The sequence below is a fragment of the Methanocaldococcus lauensis genome, assembly GCF_902827225.1.
Lineage (GTDB): Archaea > AGJL01 > Methanococci > Methanococcales > Methanocaldococcaceae > Methanocaldococcus > Methanocaldococcus lauensis.
In genome coordinates this window covers 145,327-168,375 of the sequence record NZ_LR792632.1, presented here as the reverse complement: position 1 = coordinate 168,375, position 23,049 = coordinate 145,327, and the positions used below count along the sequence as shown (strand labels likewise).

Here is a 23,049-nt window from a genome sequence, read left to right as displayed (position 1 = left end):
TAAAATTTTACTATCTATTCTTTTGTTATTTCTATCTCTAAACAGATAATTTAATCTTTCTAAGTTTCAAACTTAATTTGTTGAACTATAGGTGAAAATAATGAAATTTTATAATCGAGAGGAAGAAGTAAATTTTTTAAAAAATTATTGTTTATTAGAGCCGAATTCAATATTGTTTGTTTATGGGCCAAAATCTTCTGGCAAAACGACAGTAATGCTTAGGGTTATAGAGGAACTATCTAAAAGGGAGGATATAGTATTTTTCTATTATGATTTAAGGAGATATGCCACTCCTACAAAGGAAGAATTTTTAAAAATATTTTTTGAAAAAGGAGATAAGAAATATCTTTTAAATAAATTTGACTTTAATAATTTATCTTTAAATGATGTTTTTGATAAAATCTATGAAAGTATTGAAACTGTTATAAAAGATGGTAAAAAACCAATTTTAATAATAGATGAATTGCAGAAATTAAAAAACATCTATTTCAATGGAAATGATAATGGAAAATCATTATTAAATGAGTTATTTAATCTATTTGTCCATTTAACAAAGGTTAGACATCTCTGCCACGTTATATGCTTAACCTCTGACACTCTATTCATTGAAGAGATTTATCAAAATTCTACATTTTACCTTATGAAATTGCACAGTTAATAAACAATAAAAAATTAGGTTTATCTGTTAAAGAAATCATAAACCAATGGATTAATATTGAGAGAGATAAAATAAGATACACAATAAGAGAAAATTTAAATAAAAAAGATGAAATCCTAAAAATCTTATTAAAATTCAAAGATAATATTATAATAGAAAATGAGGAAATTGAAGATGAGTTATATGCTACTTTGAAAATATTTATTTTATGATGTTATTAATGATATTATTAAACCAACATCTTTAATTGAATGGCATGCTATAAAAGAGCTATTGGATATAAGTTTTAAAAAATAAATTTATAGAATATCCATTAACTGGAATTTACGCAGTTATAGATAATATTTTAAAAAATTTACAGAATTGGGATTTTTATGGATTTTGAAAAATATATTATGGAGAAATTTCCTTATCCTAAGATTAGAGAGCCACAAAAAAGAATGATGCTAAAAATTTATGAAAGTATTTTAAATAAAAAAAATTTGATAATTGAGGCTCCAACTGGTGTAGGTAAAACTTTGGGTTATTTAATTCCTGCCATTTATTTTGCTGAAAAGGGAAAAAAAGTTGTTATTTTAACTGAAACTATTGACCAACAGGTTAGAATTTACGAGGATTTAAGTTCTATAAAGCATAATTTAAAGGTTGCCTATCTGATGGGAAAAGGTAACTATATATGTAAATCAAAGGGTGGGAAAGCAAATAGGTTATATTGCCAACTAAATAAAAAATGTCCTTATAGACCAAATAAAAGACCTATCTGTTACTGTGGGACTAAAAAAGAAGCAATAAAATTTGAAGATAAAACTATTTATTACTGTCCTTATTGTGTTTGTGAGTATCAAAAGGCAAAAATTGATAGTATTTTGGCTGATATTGTTGTAGTAAATAATAGTATGTTTTACTATGCAAAGGAAGACATTGAGAGTAAGAGAGATATAGATATAATTATCTGTGATGAGGCACACAAATTAGAGAACAGTGTAAGAAATGCTTCCACAATAGTTATTAATCCAGATATGGCTATTAATAGATTAAAATATATGGCTATTTATTACGCTCCAAATATTTTAAAAAAGAGGTTGGATGTTGAGGATGAAAACTTCTGGGAAATTATTGAGAATTATTTAGTTAATAAAAATGTAGATTTAGATATCTGCAAAGAAACGATTATTTTTGATGGAGAGATACACTCTTGGAGATATAAGACAGAATTAGCTATATTGGGATCTATATTAGATGGATACTATCAAATAAACAATATAAAAAATAAAATTTTAAAATTTAATGAAAATGAAGAGATTGATAAAAATGAACTTAAATTTGATATTGATAATAGAGCTTTAATTTCTATAGAACTCGATTTTATTCATAAAAAGAAACTGTCTGATATGCACATTCTTGAATTTATTGAAAATATCAAAAATTTAAAATATATTAATGATAATTATGTAATCTATAGAAGTGGAAATTCCTTACTATGTGAGCCTGTTTTTGTTAGTACTCATTTAAAAGAACTTTACGGTAATGCAGTAGTTATTCATTGTTCTGCCACAATAGGAAACTTAGAAATGCACGCTATAAAAACAGGAGTAGATAATCCAGATTTTTTAGTTTTAGAGAGCCCATTTCCAAAAGATAGAAAGATAATTATAGGCTTAAAAGATGGAGTAGATATGAAGTATGAAAAAAGAGATAGAGAAAAGGCTAATAAAAACTTATTAAAAATATTGGAGGCAATAAATGGAAACTCCTTAGTTTTATTTAAAAGCTATGAAGATTTAGATAACTTCTATAAATATCTAAAAAGAGAAATTGACAAAACTAATATTAAAAATAAAAACATTCATGTATATGAGCAAGGAATGGATGGAAAAGAGGCTAAGGAATTAAAAGAAAGATTTGAGAGAGTTGGAGGGATTTTATTGGCAACTGGTAGATTTGCTGAGGGTGTGGATATTCCCGGCGAGGCGTTAGTTGGAGTTGTTATTGACACACTACCTTTTCCAGTCCCTACTCCTTTAATATTAAGAGAACAAAAAATATTAGAAGAAAAATTCAAAAAGAGAAATATTAAAAATGCTCATTGGAGAGCTTTTTTAATGACATCATTTGATAGAATGGCAAGGACTTTAGTGCAAATGATTGGAAGGTTAATAAGAACAGAGAATGATTATGGAGTTGTAGTTATACAAGATAAGAGATTTTCAGATTGGGTTGGGAGAGTTTTGAAGGAAAAAGGGTATTTAAAAGATGACTATGAAATTATGAGTTTAAATATGGCTATAAAATACATTCCTAAATTTATGAGTCAGTTTAGAAGATAATTTTTTATAACAAAATTAATTTATATATTTAAATTAATAAATATATTATTCAAAAATAAAAAATGGTAGGGCGGCGGGGATTTGAACCCCGGACCACTCGGTTATCAGCCGAGCACTCTAACCAGGCTGAGCCACCGCCCTACAAGAGCAAAAATTAGATAATAATAACCCATATATATAGTTTTCGTTAATTAATTAATTTAAATCTTAATATTGATTTATTGGCACAACTCTGACATTGTCATAATAAGCTTCTCCTCCACCAATACCTATTCCTCCTTTGAGTATTGGTGAATCATTATCAACATACTCTATATATTTCTGTCCCCCTGCAAGAAAGATTATCTTGTTCCCTATTGCTATAACTTCATACCTATAAAAATCAGTTCCTGCCGGAGCTGCATAATAAGATTCATCTAATAATTCAACTTTAGTTCCATTAAACTTGTAAAGTTTATATCCAATATCATAGCCCTCTATTTCTATGTAATATCCAGTGTTTGCATTGTTCATTAATCTAAAGTATATTTTTGGAGTGTCGCTATCTTTAAGTCTTTTTATATCAACATAAAATTTAAAGTCAGTATAATTTTTATCAATATATATTATTCCATTGTCTATTGGAACTGCAACATTATTTATTGTTTTTTTATCTTCGCTTAAAATACTAACAATTTTAAATCCCCCTTCCTTAACTTTCCATTCACCAAATGGAGCTTTTTCTCCATCGTAGTATGAAGAAAAATCATCATAAAATTCTTTAGGGACAATTTCAAAGCATCCACACAATCCTATCAATATTATAGGAATTAAAAAAATAAAAATTATAAATTTATTAATAAATTTATTAAAATGCATAATATCACCTTACTTTACTACATCTATACATTACATCAATAACATCTTTTAATGTAGCATTAGTTTTTATTCCTTTTGGATTGTAGTGAGTTACTGTGGCTTTAAAACCAAGCTCTTTTAATTTATTTATAATATTTTTTATTGGTGGGACTGATATTTTTAAAATCTTCCCTAATTGGTGAGTGTCAAAGCAACCAACTTGATTTATTTCCGCTTCCTCACTAATTGCATTTAATATTTTTAAAATTCTCTCATTTAATTTTCTTTCCTCAGCTATTTTTAAAGCTTCATCAACGAGAGTTTTATCGTATAAATTACCTATATATAAAGGCCCTGAGAATCCTTTTTCATAACCTTCTTCAAATTTTTTAATTATCTTAATTCCATTAACATCTTTAACATATCCTAACATTTCAAAGGTTTTATCAGATCTCTTAGCTCCTCTATCAGTAACTAAATAAACTCTAACATAATGGTCGGTTGCGTGGCAAAATACTGGTTTTAGAGAAATTTCATATTTTGTAGCCATTCTCATAACATAACCTACCAAAACTCTCAAAGCAAACTCATGACAGTCTCTACCAAATAACGGATATGCTAAATATTTCCTTAGGCAAGATTTCTTAGCTCTTCCACATAAAGCGGCTGTATCTGTTGCAGTTATACATAACAAACCATTTTTTGTTACTAATGCCCTAATAGCTTGGTCAATATAAGGAGATGGAGAGCCAAACGGATCTAAATCTATAATATTGAAAAATCTAAAATGTTTTGATAAAAATGTATTTGCATCTTCATTAAAAACTTTTATATTCTCAATTTTATTCATTTTAGCATTATTTATTATTTTTTCATATGCCTTTGGATTTATATCATTTAGGAAAACTTGTAAATCCCCACTAAATTCAATCTCTTTTGCATATCTAAGCCCTCTAATCCCACTACCTGCCAAAGCATCACATATATAGCATTTATCAACTTTATGATATAAATTTAAAAATGCTTGGACTATAACTATACTTAAATCTCTACAAGTTTTCATTCTTGGGTTGTAAAAAACTTCATCTTTTTTTGTAATTGTTAATTTATCTGGAACTTCAAAAATAACCTCTCCCTCTTTTAAAATCATAATCTCACTCAATTTTAATTATTATTAATCCACTTTATTAATCCATTCTCTTTTTGCCTTTCAATTTCTTCTAATCTCTTTTTTGCAAATTCATAATACTCCTTAACTATTTCAAAACCTAAATAATGTCTATTTAGCATTTTTGCAACAACACAAACCTGTCCAGAACCGAGGAAAGGATCAAAAACTATATCTCCTTCATCACTTCCATATAGAATAATTTTTTTAACTAATTCAGTAGGCAATTTTGTTGGAGTTTTAACTTTACCTCTCCAATACTCCCTATTTATTATCCAAACATCTTCTGGATAATGTTCTATTTTATTAAATTTGTATCTTTTTTCATCTTTAACAACAAATAAAATGTGGTAATGAGAGGTAACAAATTTCCTTTTTGTAAAAACTCCAAATTGATATTTCCAAATAATGTGGTTTATTGTTATAAATCCTACATCATCCAATGCATTGAGAACATCCTTTAAATTAGTCCAACCAGAAAATACATACATACTCCCAGTTGGTTTTAATATTCTATATGCCTCTTTCATCCAATTATAAGAAAATTCGTAATATTTTTCTTTGGGAATCTCATTGTAACCTTCTAAAACATTCTCATATTTTCTATTGTAGTTATTCTTTTTACCTTTAAAGTTAATTCCATAAGGAGGATCTGTAACAATTAGATCAATACTATCATCTGGAATGTCTTTCATTAAAACTAAACTATCTCCTAAATAAATATTGTCTATCTCAAATTTACCCAATTTCATAAATTAAGTCACCTAAATTATTAAATTTAATTATAAAAGCGTTCTAAACAAAAATAAATAAAGCAAAAATAAAATAGAAATTAAATAAAAAACTAATAAAAAATTAAATTTATTTCTTATTTATTCTTTCGATAGTTATTTTAACTCTATATATTTCCCCATTTGGAGTTTTTATTTCCCAAGCTTTTGTATAGTCCTCTTTTATATCATCTACAAATATTCCCCTTACTTCTCTTTCTATAATTTCCTTAAACTCATCTATATCTACTCCTTCAACTTTAACCTTAATTTTTTCTTCTATATCTAAGTCTAAATCTTTTCTCATTGCTTGAATTCTTCTTATAACTTCTCTCATTAACCCTTCTCTTATTAAATCATCAGTAATTTCAGTATTTATAAAGACAGTTCCCTTTGAAAATTCAACTCCTGCAATGTGCTCAGGAATCTCTAACCTAATTTCAACATACTCTGGCTTAATCTCATATCCATCCAATATTACAGCTCCTTCTTTCAATTTTTCCATTAACTCCTTAGCATCTGCTTTATTCAATGCTTCAACAACCTTTGGAACTTCACTTCTATATCTTTTACCTAACTCTCTGTAGTTTGGTTTTATTATGTATTTGCTACCTTCAACTTCTCCAAATTTGATATTTTTGACATTACCCTGCTCTTTTATTATGTATTCAAATCTCTCTACTGCTTTTTTAACCTCTTCCCCACCAGCAATAGTTATTTCTTTTAATGGATATCTTAAAGTGTATTTTATTTTATCTCTTCCTCTGTAGATTGCATCAACTATATCTCTAACTATTGCCATATCTCTCTCTAACTCTTCATCAATAAACTCTTCATCAACTTCTATTTTATTCATAAATATACTTTCTTCCATATCTTCTGTTTTTAAGTTTTGATATATTGCCTCAGCTACATGAGGAGATACAGGAGCCATTATTATAGATAACTTTAATAGGACATAGTAGAGTGTTTGATATGCCGCTAATTTGTCAGTATCATCTTTTTCTTTCCATGTTCTTTCCCTAATTAGCCTTATGTACCATCTACTTAAGTCATTTAATATGAAATCTTTTAATGTCCATGTGTATGTGTGGAAATATGGAATATCAAGGTTTTCAATTGCTATTTTGGCAACAGTATTTACCCTACTTAAAATCCATCTATCTTCATCTTTTAAATATTCAAAGTATTTTTCATCTGGTTTAAAGTTATCTAACACCATGTAATTTACAGCAAACATGTAAGCATTCCATAGAGTGTTGAATAAGCTTAAAACATCATCCATTTCACTCCATACAAACCTTAAATCCTCCCAAACCTTGTTTGCACTTAAAAGATAAAATCTCAACAAATCAGCCCCATATTTTTCAACGACATCATCTGGATTAACTATATTTCCTAAACTCTTACTCATCTTGTCTCCATGCTCATCCAACGTAAAGCCGTGCATTAAACATTTTTTGTATGGAATGTCATTGAATACAATAGCTGAAAGTGCATGTTGTGAATAAAACCACTTAGTAACTTGGTCATGTCCTTCTGTTATAAAGTCAGCTTTTTTTAATGTTTTTGAACCAATTGAAGCATAAGGTGCTAAACCAGAGTCAAACCAAACATCTAAGACATCTGGAACCCTCTCCATTACTCCTCCACATTCACATCTCAACTTTATTTTATCAACTGTTGGTTTATGCAAATCTTTAATCTCTCCAACTTCATCTTTATTTATCATTCTCTCCTTTAGTTCTTCAACACTTCCCACAACTATATATTTTCCACATTTCTCACAAATCCATACTGGTAATGGAATTCCCCAATACCTCTGCCTACTTATATTCCAGTCTCCAACAAACTTAACTCCATTTATATATCTTGTCTCAACCCAGTGAGGTATCCAACTAACTGTTTTTGCATGTTCTATAATATTATCTTTAATTTTTGATATTTCTAAGAACCACTGCTCAGTAGCTCTAAACAAGAGAGGTGTTTTACATCTCCAACAGTGTGGATAACTATGTTTTATTTTTCCAGCATAAACTAACAATCCTTTATCTTTTAGAGTCTCTATTATGCTATTATCTGCATCTTTAACAAAAATGCCTTTCCATTTTCCTTCTATGTATTTGCCTTCATCATCTATTGGTGAATATATTGGCAGATTGTATTTTTTACCAACTTCAAAGTCCTCCTCCCCATGTCCAGGGGCAGTATGAACTAAACCAGTTCCTCCCTCTAAGGTTACATGTTCCCCTAATACTATAGTATGAGCATTTTCTAATTTTGCAAATTCTTTTTGCTTCTCATTCTCATCTAATAATGGATGAATATATTTTATTCCTTCTAACTCTTTTCCTTTAACTTTTTTGATTATTTTGTAGTTTTTGATATTGTATAATTTTTTAGCTTTGTTTATAACATCCTCAACTAACTTTTCAGCAATAATCCAAACTTCTTTTTTGTCATCAAATTCAACTTCTACATAAGCGTAATCATAGTTTGGATGTACTGCAACAGCTAAGTTAGCTATTAAAGTCCATGGTGTTGTTGTCCAAATTACAACATAGGTGTTTTCTTCATTTGCTAATTTAAATTTTACATAAACTGAGGGGTCGTAAACTTCTTTATACTCTCCTCTAACTTCATGTTCAGCTAAAGCTGTTTCACATCTTGGACACCAATAAACAACCCTCAAATCTCTTGTTAATAATCCTTTCTCATGAGCAACTTTTAATGTCCACCAACCTATTTCCATATACTCCTTAGTTATTGGCATGTATGCATTTTCCCAATCTAACCAAACTCCTAAGTTTTTAAACTGATTTTCCATAATTTCTTTGTGTTTTAAAGCAAATTCTTTACATTTTTCAATAAATTGTTCTATACCAATTTTTGTTTCTATCTCTTTCTTGTTTTTTATTCCAAACTCATTTTCAACTTTAACCTCTATTGGCAAACCGTGCATATCCCATCCAGCTTTATCTAAAACATTATATCCTTGCATTCTCTTAAATCTTAAATAAGTATCTTTAATTATCTTATTCCAAGCTGTCCCAAGATGTATTGCCCCAGAACAGTAAGGAGGTCCATCAACAAAATAAAATTCTTTATTTTCTTCATTCTTTTTCTTTACTTTTTGATATATATCATTCTCTTCCCAGAACTTTTTTATCTTCTTATCCAACTCTCTAAAATTAACTGGCTCTACACTTTTCATTTACTCACCTCAAATTTCATAATTATTTATTATTTATTCATTAAAGATAACACACTAAATAAAAATTCTTCAAAAAATAAAAATAACTATAATTAATTATAAGCATAAGCAATTATTAAATTAAAAGAATTATTATTAAAAATTATGTGCTATTGTTTGTAAGTTCTTTTAATTTAATAATTCTTGAGATTATTTTATCCAAATATTTGTTAATCTGCATACATGTATTTTCAGAAACTTTTTGGCACTCATCATCTGGTAAATTTTGAATTTTATTTAAAATATCTTTGTCATCTATGTTTGCAATTTTATACAACTCCATACAAACCTTTTTTACATTTAATCCATTTTCTGCAACAATCTCTAATAACTCATCATATGGTATTTTTTCTTCTATTATTTTCCAATAATCTCTAAATATATTGTTCTCTATAATAAATTCTATTACTTCTAATATTTTTATACCCAAGTCCAATTTTAAAATTTCAGTAGCTAAATAATTTTCTTTTTCTTCAAGTTCAGTAATTTTGTCTAAATTCTCTTCTTCATCTTTCCTCAATTTTTCTAACAGTATTCTAATATTAGTTAATTCTTTAAGCATTTCTTCTCCTTTTTCTATCATCTTTTCTTTATTATTTTTTAGCTCAACTAATGTTGGATACCCATTTTGATTCATAAAATCACCTTATTAGATGCAAAAATATATATTATTATATTTATTTATATTTATTTTTTCTTTTTTTTGATTTGTAATAACCTTTTAATATTGGTAATTTGGGAAAGTCATCCAACAACTTATAATAAATATCACCATATCTTTCGCTAATAACTACTATATGAGCAGGAGGATGAATTTTTCTAATTCTATCTATTGCTTTTGGAGCCTTTTCAGCAATCTTTGCAACGCATGCTGTTTTACATGGTTTTTTTACTTCTCCAAGTATATGCCCTAATATTTCATCTGCCGCCTCTGGAACTATAATTTTAGGTTTTCCTATAATTGTTAATTCTGCATGCCTATCTACATCTGCTAAGGCATTCTTTAATTTTTCATAACTATCTCCTCTAATTAATAGTAATGTCATAACTATCCCTAATTATTCGTGTTTTTTATTATTTTTAAATAATAAATATAAATTAATATTAATTAAATTAATTTCCGACTTATTAAAATTTTCTATGTCTATCAGCGTGTCTTAAGTATTCCTCAAGCATAAACGGAAAATTAACTGCATTTACAAATCTTAATCCCAATCTTTGAGCCCATTTTTCAATTCCCCCATCAGTAGCCACAACTGCGGCATCTAACTCTTTAGCCAATAATAAGACATCCAAATCTGGAGCACTGTCTAAGGTCCCAACTCTTAAAGCACTTCGATATTTATTTCTAAATGTATTTATTGTTTTTGATAGAACTTTATTTATAATTTCATCTTTTCTCATTTCTGGATGTCCTTTTGATAGTTCATAAACCATATCAGAAGATTTTATTATATGCTCTTCTCCAATTCTCATTCCTTTATTAATCCTCTCTCTCAAATCCTTAACATATTCATAAAATATCTCTGAAGGTATTTTTATTTCATATCTGTTTGGAGTTTTCTTAACGAGCCAAGTATCTACCTTTATTATAACATCTTTTGGGCAATTTTCACTCTGCAGGAATCCAATTAACTCCTTATATACACTTGGATATGGTATATGACAAGAGATATTTAACTTTATCCTTGCCTCTGCTATCAAATCCATCAATTTATCTGTTAATTCTGTAATTGTCTTAACATTCATTGCTTTTCTAACCGAGGGTTCAGTAAATGCACTTGTATCTAAGCAAAATCTCTGTTTCTGCATGATTCCACATTTTATCTTTATATTAAATATTTATTCTTTTATTTCATCATTATCTTTAATTGCTAATATTCTTATCTTAGAAGGATAATTATTTATATATTTTGAAATAGTTTCATTTGGAATTCTCGCCTCTAACTTGGATAAAATTCTTTCTTTAAAATGTTTTGAAAATCCATTGGGTAAAGTATTTTTTATCTTATCTATATTATTGTATGGTTTATTTTTTTCTAATATTTCAGCAACATTGTTAGGAACATACTTATAAATATCATATTCATTTACAGTTTTTAGTATTCTATCTTCAAATCTTTTTAATATTAAGCTATTTAGTTTTCCACTATTTGATAGTTCTTTTAATATCTCAAGGGTTGTAGAAGGTAGCATATCCTTAACATCATCAAATTTATTTTTAAATATAGCCTCCCTTATCTTAGTTCCACTTATTCCTTCCAATCTTTTAATAAACACAAATTTTGGATGAAAATTTAAATCTTCCTCCTTATTTAATTTATAAATCATCTGCGACATTGAAGCAATTACATAGTTGTCTATATTCAATTTTTCTCCTAAAACTTCTCCAGTCTCCACACAGATAATTTTATAGGGCTTAACTTTTATATGATACCCTTTATTTATGCAACTAATAACTCTCTTTATGGTTTCCTCTGGAATGTAACCTCTTGGTATAATTTCAGCCCCCAAGTGGTAGAACATTTTTATTAAGCATCTCATATACTGCCCTGAACCCATAATTCCCATTGGTGGTCCTTCAACAACAATATCAGCCCCTGCCTTTGTAGCCATCTCTGCCCTTATATATCTGTTTAATAAATATGGAACTCCCCTACCACTCCTTTCTAATGGTCCAGGCAAAACACTAATAAAAATCCCATACTTTTTTCCCACACTTAGTGCATATTTATGCCCCCTATGTAATGGATTGTATTCTGTAAAATCACATACAATTTTATCTTTATTTTCTTTTTCTTTGATTTTTTCTACAATTTTTTTAAATTTTTTAAAAGATAGTTCATCCTTTCTCTTAGAGTCTTTAATTATCTCTTCTCTATCCTCCAAAAAATTTTTTAAATTCAAATCCATAATTTCACCAATAACCATAAAGTTTATATATGAGTAATTAGATTTTTATAGATGCTGAGGGCCCATGGTCTAGCTGGCTATGACGTCGCCCTTACAAGGCGAAGGTCGCCGGTTCGAATCCGGCTGGGCCCACTATTTCTATTTTTATTTTAGAAAGATAAATTTGTTAATATGAATATATAAATAAATAGTTAGACTATTAATTTAATTCAATCAAAATAAAAAATTAAATTAAAAAGAGTATTCTTAAGTTTTATTGTTTTCTGTACTCTTTTCCTGAGATTTTTGAATAGATTCTTGTAATTCTTTTCTTAGTTCTGAAATTACTTTAGCCAATTCCTCAACTTTTTTCATACCCTCTTTTTCAGCTTTATTTAAGTCTTCAATAGACTTTTTTAAATCTTCAACAACTTCATTAAATGATTTCTCCATATAAATATCGGACTTTACTCCAACCAACGCTTTATCATCAACGATTTTTGCTTTTAAAAAAACACCTGGGCCTACAGGAATTAATGTTTCAGAATCAACATTTATATTTTCAAGAGTTTTGATAGACTTTTCTATTTCTAATTTTAAAGTTCTTATTGATGCCAATTCACTCTGAATCATTTGCAACTGCTGATTGTACATTTCTAAAGCTATAGCTTTTTGTCTTAAATCTTCGTTCATATTACTCATAATCTTCACCTCTGTAATCATCAATAAACAATAATGAACATAAAGAAATATATAATTATTCCTAATAAATTTTATGTATGTTTATTAAATTTGTTTATTAAATTAAAAATTTTAGGGGTTTATTATGAGAGTGTTTGGAGTTATTGGATACGTGGCTGTTTTAATTAAGGCAATTACTGAATCTTGGATTGATGTAGTTAAAAGAAGCATAACAGGAGATATAAAACCCGAAGTTGTGGAAATAGAGTCTATTATAAACAATCCAACTGGTTTAATTTTGTTATCATGGTCTATAACAGCCACTCCGGGAACATTAGTTATTGATTTAATTCCAGAAGAGAGAAGGTTAAAAGTAGCTACAATAAGTCCAAGGAGTAGAGAAGATATTGTTCCATTTGAACCATACATTAAAAAAATTTTTGATTAAATTAAACTATATGTAAATAATGAATTAAAATATATAAATCAAAGGTAGTTGCTAACACAAATATCCAATACTGGTCTGAATTTAAGATAACCGTCTCAGATATTTTCTTATATTTTTTAATAAGTATAAATTCCCAATATAGGAATGTTAGAATCATAATAACTAAAAATGAGATAATAAAGGAAGTATAAAATAAATTCTTACCAACAAAAATGGATAATAATAAACTAATTAATAAACTTAAAATAACTGATAAAGAAAATACAACAACTTTTTTCTTAAACTGAACTCTCAGTGTCCATTTACTCCACCAACTGAGATTTTTTATCTATAATATGTTTTTTGAGTATATAATCAGATATAAATATAACAATACCACCAACAATCAAAATAACTATAAATTTATTTAAAATATATTCATAAATAATGATTCCCACTAAAATTCCTTCAACAATTATTAGTATCAATTTTTCTTTATTACATAAAATATTATCCAAGTATGTAAGTGATTGGATAAAATTTATTTTTCTATTTTTTAATATAATGTAATTAACTATCCAAGGAAGTAATAGAGCATATATCAATATAAGAATAATCATCTGTAAGGTGTTCATTTTATCACCAAATAAATAAAAGAAACTAAAATTCCTCCAAACAATCCAGCGAAAAATGATTGAGGTAGATAGTTAGTAATGTTAAAATAATTCATTATTAGTCGGATTATCCAATCAAAGATATTTGCAGTAACAATTATAAATACTAAATATATTATCAATAAATTTTTGTCATTTAACACTCTTTCTTTTAACCTAAATAATCTCATAATTAAAGTATTAAAAATTATTCCAAAGATTATTAAAAATGTATTAAAAATTAAACTCAATGTGTTTGTTAATCCGTAGTATATTTGCAAAATTATTACAAAGTATGATAATAAAATAAATAAAATACCAAAAATTAAAAAATAAGATATATTTTTGTTACTTGTATGCATAAATATCACAACAATACTAAACTTAAATTTAATTATTATACATTAGATTTTCTAATCTCCAAAAAAATAATATTATCTAATAACCTCTATATGTCCATTATTCCATTTAACTTTCATTATACTTTTATCATTATATTTTGTTAAAAATGCTAATATTGCCGCTTTTGTACCGTATCTATTTGAACCTGCTAAAATATAGATATTATAATTTTTGTTATAAGGATTTTTTATTTTTTGAATTATTCCAATATTATTTTCAGGATAATTATTAGTTATATTTACTAATAACAAAGATTTACTTTCAAGATATTTAACAAATTTATTTACCTTTGGACCTCCAACAAGTATTATATCTTTGTTTATATTCAAAATATTATTTGTATCAAGCATACTTAATGTATTAATATAAACTTTTTCATTATTTTTAATTTTATGCCCTTTATAGTATAATTGAGTAGAACCATTTACTTTAATTGTATAAAATCCTTCTCCAATATATACTATATCTTTATCTTTAATATTTAGAGTTTTGCAGTATCTTTTAATTACTTTAAATAGAACATAATTTTTATAAATCTTTCCTGGAATTATTCTATAATCAAATATACATATATTTTTAGATAAATTATTTGGATATTTATATTTAAGAACTAATTTGTTAGAATCTATATCTTCTACGACAAAACTATTATTTAAAGGAAAATCCTTATCTTTTTCAATTTTTATTATATCCACTACATCAAACACATATTTTTTATTTGAATAGTTCTTATATAAGATTTCTAAATTTCCATTTTTTAAGTAATACCATTCTCCTTTAACTAACTTAGGAGATTCTAATAAAGTTCCATTTTTATATATATTGATGTATAATGTATTGTAGTTAAGAGATACCATTTTTAAAATGATTTTATATCCATTATACTCAAAACTTCCATTTGTAGTTATTTCTTTTTCACTATTTTTTTCTTTTAGTATTATATATTTTGATGAAACATCCTCAACTTCGTAAGTTCTATTAAAGAAATTTATTTCCTCATCTCTTTCAAAATTTGTGTAGTATTTATATAATATATCCTCATACTCAATTTCATCATTATTTTTTGTAAATTTTATAATAAGCTCTCTATCGTTCTCTTTAATTATAAGAGTGTTCTCTGCTGGAATATACACTATATCTTTAATATTAAGTGTTATGTTATTATCATTAACATTTATAGTTCTTGAAGAGTAAAAATTATCTAACAATACTTTAGCATTTTGATAATCTACTGTACTTTTATTTACAAATATTAAAGGCTCCGTTGGTAGGGAATAGTTTAAACTTAAAATCAAAAAAATTAGCAAAGTATTTATAAATATATTTAAAGACCTCAATATATTCACCTCTTTAACTTTTATAAAATAAATTAATAAATGGATATTCCATATCTAATTAAAAATATTTTTGGTTATAAATTTTAGGTGATATATTATGATAGAAAACAAAGTAAGAGAGGTTGTTAAAAACTTAAAACCCTATGTTCCTGGGAAATCTAAGGAGGAAATAGCAAGAGATTATGGAATAAAACCAGAAGATATTATAAAACTTGGCTCTAATGAAAATCCTTGGGGAGCATCACCAAAAATAAAAGAAGAAATATTAAAAGAGATTCCTAAGATTCATCAATATCCAGAGCCAGTTAATCCTATTTTAATGGAAGAGTTAAGCAAATTTTTGAATGTTGGTAAAGATAATATTATTGTTGGTGGTGATGGAGCTGATGAGATTATTGACACAATATTTAGAACTTTTGTTGATGATGGAGATGAAGTAATAATTCCAATTCCAACATTTACCCAATATAGAGTTTCAGCAACAATTCACAACGCTAAAATAAAATATGCAAAGTATGATAAAGAGAAGGACTTTAAATTGGATGTAGATAGCGTTCTCAATAATATAACAGATAAAACAAAAGTTATTTTTTTATGCACTCCAAACAATCCAACAGGAAATATAATAGACAACAAAGATATAGAGAAGATTATTAATGAAACTGATTCTTTAGTTGTTATAGACCACGCATATATTGAGTATGCCAAAAAAGAATATGACTGGACTCAAAAAGCCCCTGAATATGATAATGTTATTGTTTTAAGAACATTTTCAAAGGTTTTTGGTTTAGCCGGGATGAGAATTGGTTATGGTGTAGCAAATAAAAAAATTATTGATTACATGATGAGAGTTAAGCCAATATTCAGCTTAACAAGATTAAGCCAAGTTTGTGCTATAACCGCCTTAAGAGATAGAGAATTCTTTGAAAGATGTGTAAAAGATGGAATTAAAAGTAGGGAAATGTTATACAATGGTTTAAAGAAATTTAAAGACATTAAAGTTTATCCTTCAGAAGCTAATTATGTATTAGTTGAATTAAAAACAATGAAAGCTAAGGAGTTTTGTGAAGAGCTATTAAAAAGAGGAGTTATTGTTAGAGATTGTTCCTCATTTGATGGATTGGGAGATAATTATGTTAGAGTATCAATAGGAACATTTGAAGAAATTGAAAAATTTTTAAAAATTTTAGAGGAAATTATTGAATAAATAAAAATTAAAAGATAAAAAATAAATTTTTTAGTTTTCTTTTATTAAATTAAATTATAATTTTTTGTTATAATTCATTGTTTTTTTAATTGTTATAGATTGTAGTTTATTCTAATAATATATCTTTTGCTACTTCTACACCACTATCTTTAATCTCATATCCTAACTCTTTTAAAGCCAATTCAACACATGCTAAAGTTCCTAAAATTTCTTTCTCACCACAGATTCCCATGTGTCCTATTCTAAATATCTTTCCAGCCAAGTGTTTCTGTCCTCCTGCAACAACTATATTGTACTTATTGCTTAATATTTCTCTAAATTTCTTATCATCAATACCTTCTGGATATTTTGCCGCTGTAACTGTTACTGACCTTGCTCTTTCTTTAGCAAACAATTCTATTCCCATAGCCTCTAAACCAGCTCTTGTTGCCTTAGCCAATCTTTCATGCCTTTTAACTCTATTCTCAATCCCTTCCTCTAAAACTAAATCTAAGGCAACATTCATTGCATAGGTTAAATTAACTGATGGTGTATATGGAGTTTGTTTTTTTTCTTCATAGTATTTTTTATAAGCCAATAAATCTAAGTAAAAGCCAACTTTATCCTCATTCTTTTTGATAACTTCCCATGCTTTTTCGCTGACTGTTATAGCCGCCAATCCAGGAGGAGCTGCTAAACATTTTTGTGAGCCAGTGACACAAATATCTATGTGGAATTTATCAACATTTACATAATCTCCTCCTAATGATGAGACAGTATCAACGATGTATAAAGCATCATGGTCCTTAACAACATCTCCAATCTCTTTTATTGGGTTTTTCGCTCCAGTAGATGTTTCATTATGCACAACTGTAACTGCTTTAATATCATCGTATTTATCTAAAATCTCTTTAACTGCTTCTGGCTCAGCCATATCTCCCCATTCTACATCTAACCTAATTGCCTCTCCTTTGTATGCTTTAACTATATTTGCAAATCTCTCTCCAAAGTTTCCAGTAACAATATTTAGAATTTTATCTCCTTTTTTAATTATATTTGATATAGCCATATCCATTGCCGCAGTTCCTGAACCTGTTATTAAAAATGTGTCATTTTCAGTAATAAACACTTTTTTTAATTTTTCTATAGTGTCTTCTAATAACATACCATAATCTTTTGTTCTATGTCCAATTACGGGCATTGCCATTGCATTTAAAACCTCTGGAGGTACCATTGTAGGTCCAGGAATCATTAACAATCTTTTAGTTGCTTCCAATTTCATAATTTCCCACCTATAATTTATTATTTTAATACAATATACAATCAATAAATAAAGGAAAATTAAATAAGATATGTTGTTATTTTTTGTGATTATTTAATTTTTTATTCTTTTCTAGTTTTTAAATAATTATCCCAGTCTTTTAAGAATCTTTCTAATCCTATATCAGTTAATGGGTGGTTAAATAGTTTATCCATAACTGATGGAGGAATTGTTGCTATATCAGCCCCTATTTTTGCCGCCTCTAATACATGCCATGGATGTCTAACTGATGCTACTATAACTTCTGTTTTAATATCATAGTTTTTGTATATCTTTACAACATCTTCAACTAATTTCATCCCTACATGTCCTATATCATCTAATCTTCCAACAAATGGGGAAACATAAGTAGCTCCTGCCTTAGCAGCTAATAAAGCTTGCAATGGTGAGAAAACTAAGGTTACATTTGTTTTTATTCCTTCAGCTGATAATATTTTTACTGCTTTCATTCCATCTTTTGTCATTGGGATTTTTATAACTATATTATCAGATATTTTTGCTAATTCTCTTGCTTCTTTAACCATTCCCTCAGCATCTGTTGAGATAACCTCAGCACTTACAGGGCCATCAACAATTTCACAGATTTCTTTAACAACTTCGTAAAAATCTCTTCTCTCCTTAGCTACTAACGTTGGGTTTGTTGTAACTCCATCAACTAAGCCAAGCTCAGCATACTTTTTAATTTCATCAACATTTGCAGTGTCTAAGAAGAATTTCATTTTTATCCCTCTTACTTTTGTAATTAATCCTAAAATTTTACTCAAATCATATAATAGTGTTAGTTATTAAAAAGTTATCTATTAGACAAATTTAAATATTTATATTTACATAAATTAAAATTTATATATGGAAATTAGAAAATCTTTAAAAAATTAAAATTTTATTGAGGAGAAATTATGTTTGTTGAAGGTTTAAAGTTTCCTATGAAGGATGAAAAATGGGTAATAAAAATTATAATTGGAAGTGTTTTAATATATATTCCAATTGTTGATTTTATAGTACTTGGTTATATTGTAGAAACTTTTGAAAATGTTATAAATGGAGAGGAAAAACTCCCTGAGTGGGATAATCTAAAAGATAAATTTATTAAAGGCTTTGCCTATTCATTTTATTGGATTATATTACTAATTGTCCTTTTTGTAATTGCTTTATTATCCCGCTATTTCAATTTTAGTAAAAATCTTATAGACACTCTTTTATTATTATGGATTTGTATATATCTTGTGCTTTTGTTTATCTATCCAATGGCTATTGCCAATTATGCTATAAAGAAAAGATTTTCTGCATTATTTAAATTTAAGGAAATACTAATGAGAATAAAGTCAGTGTTTGGAAGATATGTATTAGCATATATTATACTAATTCTTGTTGGTGTTATATTTGGTATAATATTGGCAATAATATCAATGATTCCTATAATTGGATATATTTTATATATATTTGGAGTAATTTTTGGGACTTTTTATTTATCTTTGGTATCTGCATATTACTTTGGGGTTTTGTATAGAGAAAGTTCTAATGGATAATATATATTTAAATATTCAAAGATTTTATTTTAATTTTAAATAATACAATATCCAATACTAACATATATCCAAACACCACTAAAATTTAAAGAATGCTATGTTTAAATATTTAAATAACGATTTAAAGAAAAAATAATTTACGTGATACTATGACAACTTTTGATGAAGAAGTTTTTAGATCATATTATGAATACAAAATAAAGAGTTTTATTAAGGAAGAGTTAGCAAATAATTTAATTAAAAATAATATTTTTGAATTTGACATAGAAAAGTTTTTAATGCACTTTCCTGATGCCTGTGAAGTTAATGATTTAATTATAGAAAGACCTAAGGAGATTGAAGAAATAATTTTGGATATATTTAAAGAAGCTTATGTTGAGTTATTTGGAGAAGATAAAGAATTGGAAAAAATACAGATTGCATTCAAAAACCCAAAAGGTTGTGAAAAATTAATTGAAGATATATCATCATCTGATATAAATAAGTTAGTCAAATTTGAGGGTGTAATAGTTAAGGCAGGAAAAGTTTGTGCTTTATTAAAAAGAGCCTGTTATGTCTGTCCAAGATGTGGAAATATAAAATATAAGACAATACATAACTACTTTGAACTTCCTAAGGTTATTTGTAACAATGGAGATTGCAAAGAAGAAATGGTTATTGATTACGAAGAATCTACATATATAAATATACAGGAGTTAGAGATTCAGCAACCAATTGACTTAATGAAAAACCCTGACGACCCTCCAAGAAGTATAAAAGTATTCTTAGAAAACAGCTCAGGAATCTATTCTGGAAGAGTGGATGTTGTAGGAACAGTTTTAAAGAAGAAAACAAAGCCAAAAATACCAGTATTTGAAATTTTCGTTAAAAGTAACTATGTTAAAATTGCAGAGAGCTATCAAAAAATTGAAGTTAGAGATATTTTAGGAAATGAGGAATTGATAGAAACTTTAAATGAATTAGGAAAAAAGAAAAATATTATAGACATTTTATCAAACTTTATGATTTCACAGATAAAAGGTTATGACTTGGTTAAAAAAGCAATATTTTTACAACAGATAAAGGGAGCATTTAAATTTTTGCCTGACGGATCTCCTTTAAGAAGAGATAGTCATATTTTATTAATAACTGATCCAGGTATTGGAAAAACTACTATGCTTAGAAGAATTGCAAGGCTGTTTCCTCAAAATGCTTATGCCTCTGTAACAACAGCCACTGGTGGAGGTTTAACTGCTAACGTTATTAGGGAGGCTACAGAAATTGGAGATGGTTGGGTTGTTAAACCAGGAGTGTTTGTTAGGGCTAATGAAGGAACTGCTTGTATAGATGAATTAACAGTAGATAAGAATGTAATGAAATACATCTTAGAGGCTATGGAAAGCCAAACAATACACGTAAATAAGGGAGGAATTAATGTTAAACTTCCTGCAAGGTGTGCAGTTTTAGCTGCGTGCAATCCAAAGAGGGGAAGATTTGATAGAAATTTAACTGTAATAGAGCAGATCGATATTCCCGCTCCATTATTAAGTAGATTCGACTTAATATTTCCACTGATGGATATTCCTAACAGGAAAGAAGATGAGGAGATAGCAGAGCATATATTAAACACTCATATAGAGACTGCAACAAAAGATTACAAAATCTTGGGATCAATTGACATTGATGGAATTGTTGTAGATGAGAAACTACTAAAATATTATATTATATATGCAAGAAGTTGCGCATACATAGAAGAGAATCAAGATTTATACTTGGGAGAGTTTGACGAAACTAAATTAATTATGCCATATTTAACTGAAAAGGCAAAGAAAATGATTAAAAAGTATTACTTAGAGATGAGAAAGTTGGGAGAGGGAGATAACCCAATACCAATAACTGCAAGACAGTTAGAAGCTATTATAAGAATTGCTGAGATGCACGCAAAGGCAAGATTATCAGATAAAGTTGAAGATGTTGATGCTGAAGTTGCTATAAATATTATTGATGATTGCTTAAAGCAAGTAGCCTATGACCCAGAAACAGGAACTTTAGATTTAGATAAAATAGCAGGAACTCCAAAATCAAGAAGAGATAAGATGGATGCTGTCCTAAATATTATTAGAGAGATTGTTAGCTTAAGGGATGATGGCTTAGCCCCTGAGGAAGATATTTATGAGAAAGCTGAAAGTATTGGTTTATCTGAAAAAGATGTCGAAAGTGCTTTAGAATATCTAAAAAAAGCAGGGGATATATACAACCCAAGAATTGGATTATGGGGGTTGTTATAATGAGCATAAAGCTAACGCTTTATTACTATGAACCTTTACCTAAGCATAGAGGGATATCCTCTATTGCTATACTCCTCGTCCATTAAGTTGCCCCTAAAAGGGGCAATTAATGTCCATTATGAGGCATTGCCTCGCTAACGCTCGGCAATGCATCTTGGGTATACCAATAGGGCGAAGCCCTATGGTTCTAAAAGTTTCAAGGTGAAAATAATGAAATTTTTTAATAGAGAGAAAGAAATCTATAAGATTTTGTCAATTATAGAAGGAGAGCCAAATTTAATATACTTTATTTTTGGACCAATAAATTCTGGAAAAACTGCCTTAATTAATGAAATAATTAACAATAGGTTGGATAAAAATAAGTATTTAGTTTTTTATATAAATCTTAGAGGAATTTTTATCTCCAAATATGAGGATTTCATTGAAGTGTTGTTTGAAGAGTATGAAGAGCCATTTATTGATAAGATAAAGAGGTTATTTTTATCTTTAATTAGAGATTCCCCAGATGTCATCAAAAGTTATGCATTGTTAAACATTACTGGCGTTGTAGATAGCATTCCAATCCCAAAAAATACTTTAAATGAATTTTTAAAAAATAAAAATGCTAAAAATGTCTTTAGATATATAACCAATATTTTAATAAAGATTAAAAAAGAAGGAAAGCAACCTATTTTAATTATTGATGAACTTCAAAAAATTGGAGATATGAAAATTAACGGCTTCTTAATTTATGAGTTGTTTAATTATTTTGTCGATTTAACTAAAGAATTACACTTATGTCATGTTTTTTGTTTAAGTTCAGATAGTTTATTTATTGAGAAGATTTATAATGAAGCAATGCTTAATAATAGAGCTAATTATATTTTAGTAGATGATTTTGAGAAAGATAAAGCTTTAAAGTTTATGGACTTTTTAGCTCAGGAGATTTTAAATAAAAAACTATCTAATGATGAAAAAGAGTTAATATATAGCCATGTTGGAGGAAAACCAATACTAATAAAAACAGTTATTAACAGCCTAAGATATGAAAATTTAGAGGATATCTTAGAGTCAATGCTAAATGATGAAATAGCAAAATTGGATATGTTTTTAGAGGTTTTAGATTATTCTAAGCCAAAGGTAGAGATTGGAGATGAAACTATAGAAATTAAAAAAGAAGAAATAATAAATGCTTTAAAATTGTTTAAAGATAAGTATGTAATTCCTAAAAAAGAGATTGCTACACCAGTTTATGTTTATTTAGTTAAGAAGAATATCTTATTTTTAAATCCACAGAGAGGAATTTTAAAACCTCAATCCTTTTTAGTTTGGAATGCTATAAAGAGATTATTTTAATGTGAAATC

General features: G+C 27.5%; 19 protein-coding genes, 2 tRNA genes and 1 pseudogene. 8 read left to right on the top strand and 14 right to left on the bottom strand.

From position 1 onward, the window contains the following. Window positions 1-100 precede the first annotated feature (100 nt). Together KMP69_RS00935 and KMP69_RS00930 are read left to right on the top strand one after the other, a co-directional pair. A pseudogene (locus tag KMP69_RS00935) lies at window positions 101-955 on the top strand (ATP-binding protein). A gap of 77 nt (window positions 956-1,032) precedes the next feature. After that, window positions 1,033-2,985 (top strand): ATP-dependent DNA helicase, encoded by a 1,953-nt coding sequence (locus KMP69_RS00930; protein ID WP_214400106.1) that lies wholly within the window; start codon window positions 1,033-1,035, stop codon window positions 2,983-2,985. Between the two features lie 63 nt (window positions 2,986-3,048). Here KMP69_RS00930 and KMP69_RS00925 read toward each other — a convergent pair. From KMP69_RS00925 to KMP69_RS00885, 9 genes are all read right to left on the bottom strand, one after another. Next, window positions 3,049-3,126: transfer RNA gene (locus KMP69_RS00925), tRNA-Ile, on the bottom strand. A 66-nt stretch (window positions 3,127-3,192) separates the two neighbouring features. Beyond that, the gene (locus tag KMP69_RS00920) at window positions 3,193-3,843 is read right to left on the bottom strand and encodes a family 16 glycoside hydrolase (RefSeq protein ID WP_214400105.1); all 651 of its coding nucleotides are present in this window, start codon (window positions 3,841-3,843) and stop codon (window positions 3,193-3,195) included. Window positions 3,844-3,847: 4 nt separating this feature from the next. Beyond that, the gene (locus KMP69_RS00915; protein ID WP_214400104.1) at window positions 3,848-4,972 is read right to left on the bottom strand and encodes a tRNA (guanine(10)-N(2))-dimethyltransferase; all 1,125 of its coding nucleotides are present in this window, start codon (window positions 4,970-4,972) and stop codon (window positions 3,848-3,850) included. A gap of 14 nt (window positions 4,973-4,986) precedes the next feature. Further along, window positions 4,987-5,742, bottom strand: coding sequence for a DNA-methyltransferase (locus KMP69_RS00910; RefSeq protein WP_214400103.1), 756 nt, complete (start codon window positions 5,740-5,742; stop codon window positions 4,987-4,989). 109 nt (window positions 5,743-5,851) lie between these two features. Further along, window positions 5,852-8,974, bottom strand: a complete 3,123-nt coding sequence (gene ileS / locus KMP69_RS00905; protein WP_214400102.1) for an isoleucine--tRNA ligase — start codon at window positions 8,972-8,974, stop codon at window positions 5,852-5,854. Window positions 8,975-9,116: 142 nt separating this feature from the next. Continuing rightward, a complete protein-coding gene (locus KMP69_RS00900; RefSeq protein WP_214400101.1) occupies window positions 9,117-9,650 on the bottom strand; it encodes a hypothetical protein in 534 nt (177 codons plus the stop codon). A gap of 40 nt (window positions 9,651-9,690) precedes the next feature. After that, a complete protein-coding gene (locus KMP69_RS00895) occupies window positions 9,691-10,059 on the bottom strand; it encodes a DUF356 domain-containing protein (RefSeq protein WP_214400100.1) in 369 nt (122 codons plus the stop codon). 82 nt (window positions 10,060-10,141) lie between these two features. Next, window positions 10,142-10,825 (bottom strand): RNA ligase partner protein, encoded by a 684-nt coding sequence (locus KMP69_RS00890; protein WP_214400099.1) that lies wholly within the window; start codon window positions 10,823-10,825, stop codon window positions 10,142-10,144. 30 nt (window positions 10,826-10,855) lie between these two features. Beyond that, complete coding sequence (locus KMP69_RS00885) at window positions 10,856-11,944, bottom strand: nucleotidyltransferase family protein (protein ID WP_214400098.1); 1,089 nt, start codon at window positions 11,942-11,944, stop codon at window positions 10,856-10,858. A 40-nt stretch (window positions 11,945-11,984) separates the two neighbouring features. Here KMP69_RS00885 and KMP69_RS00880 point away from each other — a divergent pair. Beyond that, window positions 11,985-12,058 (top strand) — tRNA-Val (locus KMP69_RS00880). A 114-nt stretch (window positions 12,059-12,172) separates the two neighbouring features. Here the strand turns inward: KMP69_RS00880 and pfdA are convergent. Further along, entirely contained in the window at window positions 12,173-12,598 is a 426-nt protein-coding gene (pfdA, locus tag KMP69_RS00875; RefSeq protein WP_214400710.1) for a prefoldin subunit alpha, read from the bottom strand. Window positions 12,599-12,731: 133 nt separating this feature from the next. Between pfdA and KMP69_RS00870 the strand changes: the two genes are divergently transcribed. Further along, window positions 12,732-13,034: a monovalent cation/H+ antiporter subunit E gene (locus tag KMP69_RS00870; protein ID WP_214400097.1), complete on the top strand. Its 303-nt coding sequence runs from the start codon at window positions 12,732-12,734 to the stop codon at window positions 13,032-13,034. Window positions 13,035-13,336: 302 nt separating this feature from the next. Here the strand turns inward: KMP69_RS00870 and KMP69_RS00865 are convergent, their stop codons facing one another. After that, window positions 13,337-13,648 (bottom strand): hypothetical protein, encoded by a 312-nt coding sequence (locus KMP69_RS00865; RefSeq protein ID WP_214400096.1) that lies wholly within the window; start codon window positions 13,646-13,648, stop codon window positions 13,337-13,339. A gap of 452 nt (window positions 13,649-14,100) precedes the next feature. After that, a complete protein-coding gene (locus tag KMP69_RS00860; protein ID WP_250543608.1) occupies window positions 14,101-15,405 on the bottom strand; it encodes a hypothetical protein in 1,305 nt (434 codons plus the stop codon). Window positions 15,406-15,499: 94 nt separating this feature from the next. Here KMP69_RS00860 and hisC point away from each other — a divergent pair, with 94 nt between their 5' ends. Beyond that, the gene (gene hisC / locus KMP69_RS00855) at window positions 15,500-16,612 is read left to right on the top strand and encodes a histidinol-phosphate transaminase (RefSeq protein WP_214400708.1); all 1,113 of its coding nucleotides are present in this window, start codon (window positions 15,500-15,502) and stop codon (window positions 16,610-16,612) included. A gap of 106 nt (window positions 16,613-16,718) precedes the next feature. Here the strand turns inward: hisC and KMP69_RS00850 are convergent, their stop codons facing one another. Continuing rightward, complete coding sequence (locus tag KMP69_RS00850; RefSeq protein ID WP_214400095.1) at window positions 16,719-17,873, bottom strand: pyridoxal-phosphate-dependent aminotransferase family protein; 1,155 nt, start codon at window positions 17,871-17,873, stop codon at window positions 16,719-16,721. Window positions 17,874-17,974: 101 nt separating this feature from the next. After that, window positions 17,975-18,631 carry a fructose-6-phosphate aldolase gene (gene fsa / locus KMP69_RS00845; protein ID WP_214400094.1) on the bottom strand — a complete coding sequence of 219 codons (657 nt, stop codon included), beginning with the start codon at window positions 18,629-18,631 and terminating at the stop codon, window positions 17,975-17,977. Window positions 18,632-18,808: 177 nt separating this feature from the next. Here fsa and KMP69_RS00840 point away from each other — a divergent pair, with 177 nt between their 5' ends. The 3 genes from KMP69_RS00840 (at window position 18,809) to KMP69_RS00830 (ending at window position 23,040) form a co-directional block, all read left to right on the top strand. Beyond that, window positions 18,809-19,438 carry a DUF4013 domain-containing protein gene (locus KMP69_RS00840; RefSeq protein ID WP_250543607.1) on the top strand — a complete coding sequence of 210 codons (630 nt, stop codon included), beginning with the start codon at window positions 18,809-18,811 and terminating at the stop codon, window positions 19,436-19,438. A 149-nt stretch (window positions 19,439-19,587) separates the two neighbouring features. Beyond that, window positions 19,588-21,705: an ATP-binding protein gene (locus KMP69_RS00835; RefSeq protein WP_214400093.1), complete on the top strand. Its 2,118-nt coding sequence runs from the start codon at window positions 19,588-19,590 to the stop codon at window positions 21,703-21,705. A gap of 210 nt (window positions 21,706-21,915) precedes the next feature. Further along, complete coding sequence (locus KMP69_RS00830) at window positions 21,916-23,040, top strand: ATP-binding protein (protein ID WP_214400092.1); 1,125 nt, start codon at window positions 21,916-21,918, stop codon at window positions 23,038-23,040. Window positions 23,041-23,049 lie beyond the last annotated feature (9 nt).

Bases quoted from the DNA above. Each gene is read 5' to 3' on its own strand.
- KMP69_RS00920 (WP_214400105.1), bottom strand. From the start codon at position 3,843: ATGCATTTTAATAAATTTATTAATAAATTTATAATTTTTATTTTTTTA.
- KMP69_RS00910 (WP_214400103.1), bottom strand. From the start codon at position 5,742: ATGAAATTGGGTAAATTTGAGATAGACAATATTTATTTAGGAGATAGT.
- pfdA (WP_214400710.1), bottom strand. From the start codon at position 12,598: ATGAACGAAGATTTAAGACAAAAAGCTATAGCTTTAGAAATGTACAAT.
- KMP69_RS00900 (WP_214400101.1), bottom strand. From the start codon at position 9,650: ATGAATCAAAATGGGTATCCAACATTAGTTGAGCTAAAAAATAATAAA.
- KMP69_RS00895 (WP_214400100.1), bottom strand. From the start codon at position 10,059: ATGACATTACTATTAATTAGAGGAGATAGTTATGAAAAATTAAAGAAT.
- KMP69_RS00930 (WP_214400106.1), top strand. From the start codon at position 1,033: ATGGATTTTGAAAAATATATTATGGAGAAATTTCCTTATCCTAAGATT.
- KMP69_RS00865 (WP_214400096.1), bottom strand. From the start codon at position 13,648: ATGAACACCTTACAGATGATTATTCTTATATTGATATATGCTCTATTA.
- ileS (WP_214400102.1), bottom strand. From the start codon at position 8,974: ATGAAAAGTGTAGAGCCAGTTAATTTTAGAGAGTTGGATAAGAAGATA.
- KMP69_RS00850 (WP_214400095.1), bottom strand. From the start codon at position 17,873: ATGAAATTGGAAGCAACTAAAAGATTGTTAATGATTCCTGGACCTACA.
- fsa (WP_214400094.1), bottom strand. From the start codon at position 18,631: ATGAAATTCTTCTTAGACACTGCAAATGTTGATGAAATTAAAAAGTAT.
- KMP69_RS00915 (WP_214400104.1), bottom strand. From the start codon at position 4,972: ATGATTTTAAAAGAGGGAGAGGTTATTTTTGAAGTTCCAGATAAATTA.
- KMP69_RS00830 (WP_214400092.1), top strand. From the start codon at position 21,916: ATGAAATTTTTTAATAGAGAGAAAGAAATCTATAAGATTTTGTCAATT.
- KMP69_RS00835 (WP_214400093.1), top strand. From the start codon at position 19,588: ATGACAACTTTTGATGAAGAAGTTTTTAGATCATATTATGAATACAAA.
- KMP69_RS00890 (WP_214400099.1), bottom strand. From the start codon at position 10,825: ATGCAGAAACAGAGATTTTGCTTAGATACAAGTGCATTTACTGAACCC.
- KMP69_RS00885 (WP_214400098.1), bottom strand. From the start codon at position 11,944: ATGGTTATTGGTGAAATTATGGATTTGAATTTAAAAAATTTTTTGGAG.
- KMP69_RS00840 (WP_250543607.1), top strand. From the start codon at position 18,809: ATGTTTGTTGAAGGTTTAAAGTTTCCTATGAAGGATGAAAAATGGGTA.
- KMP69_RS00870 (WP_214400097.1), top strand. From the start codon at position 12,732: ATGAGAGTGTTTGGAGTTATTGGATACGTGGCTGTTTTAATTAAGGCA.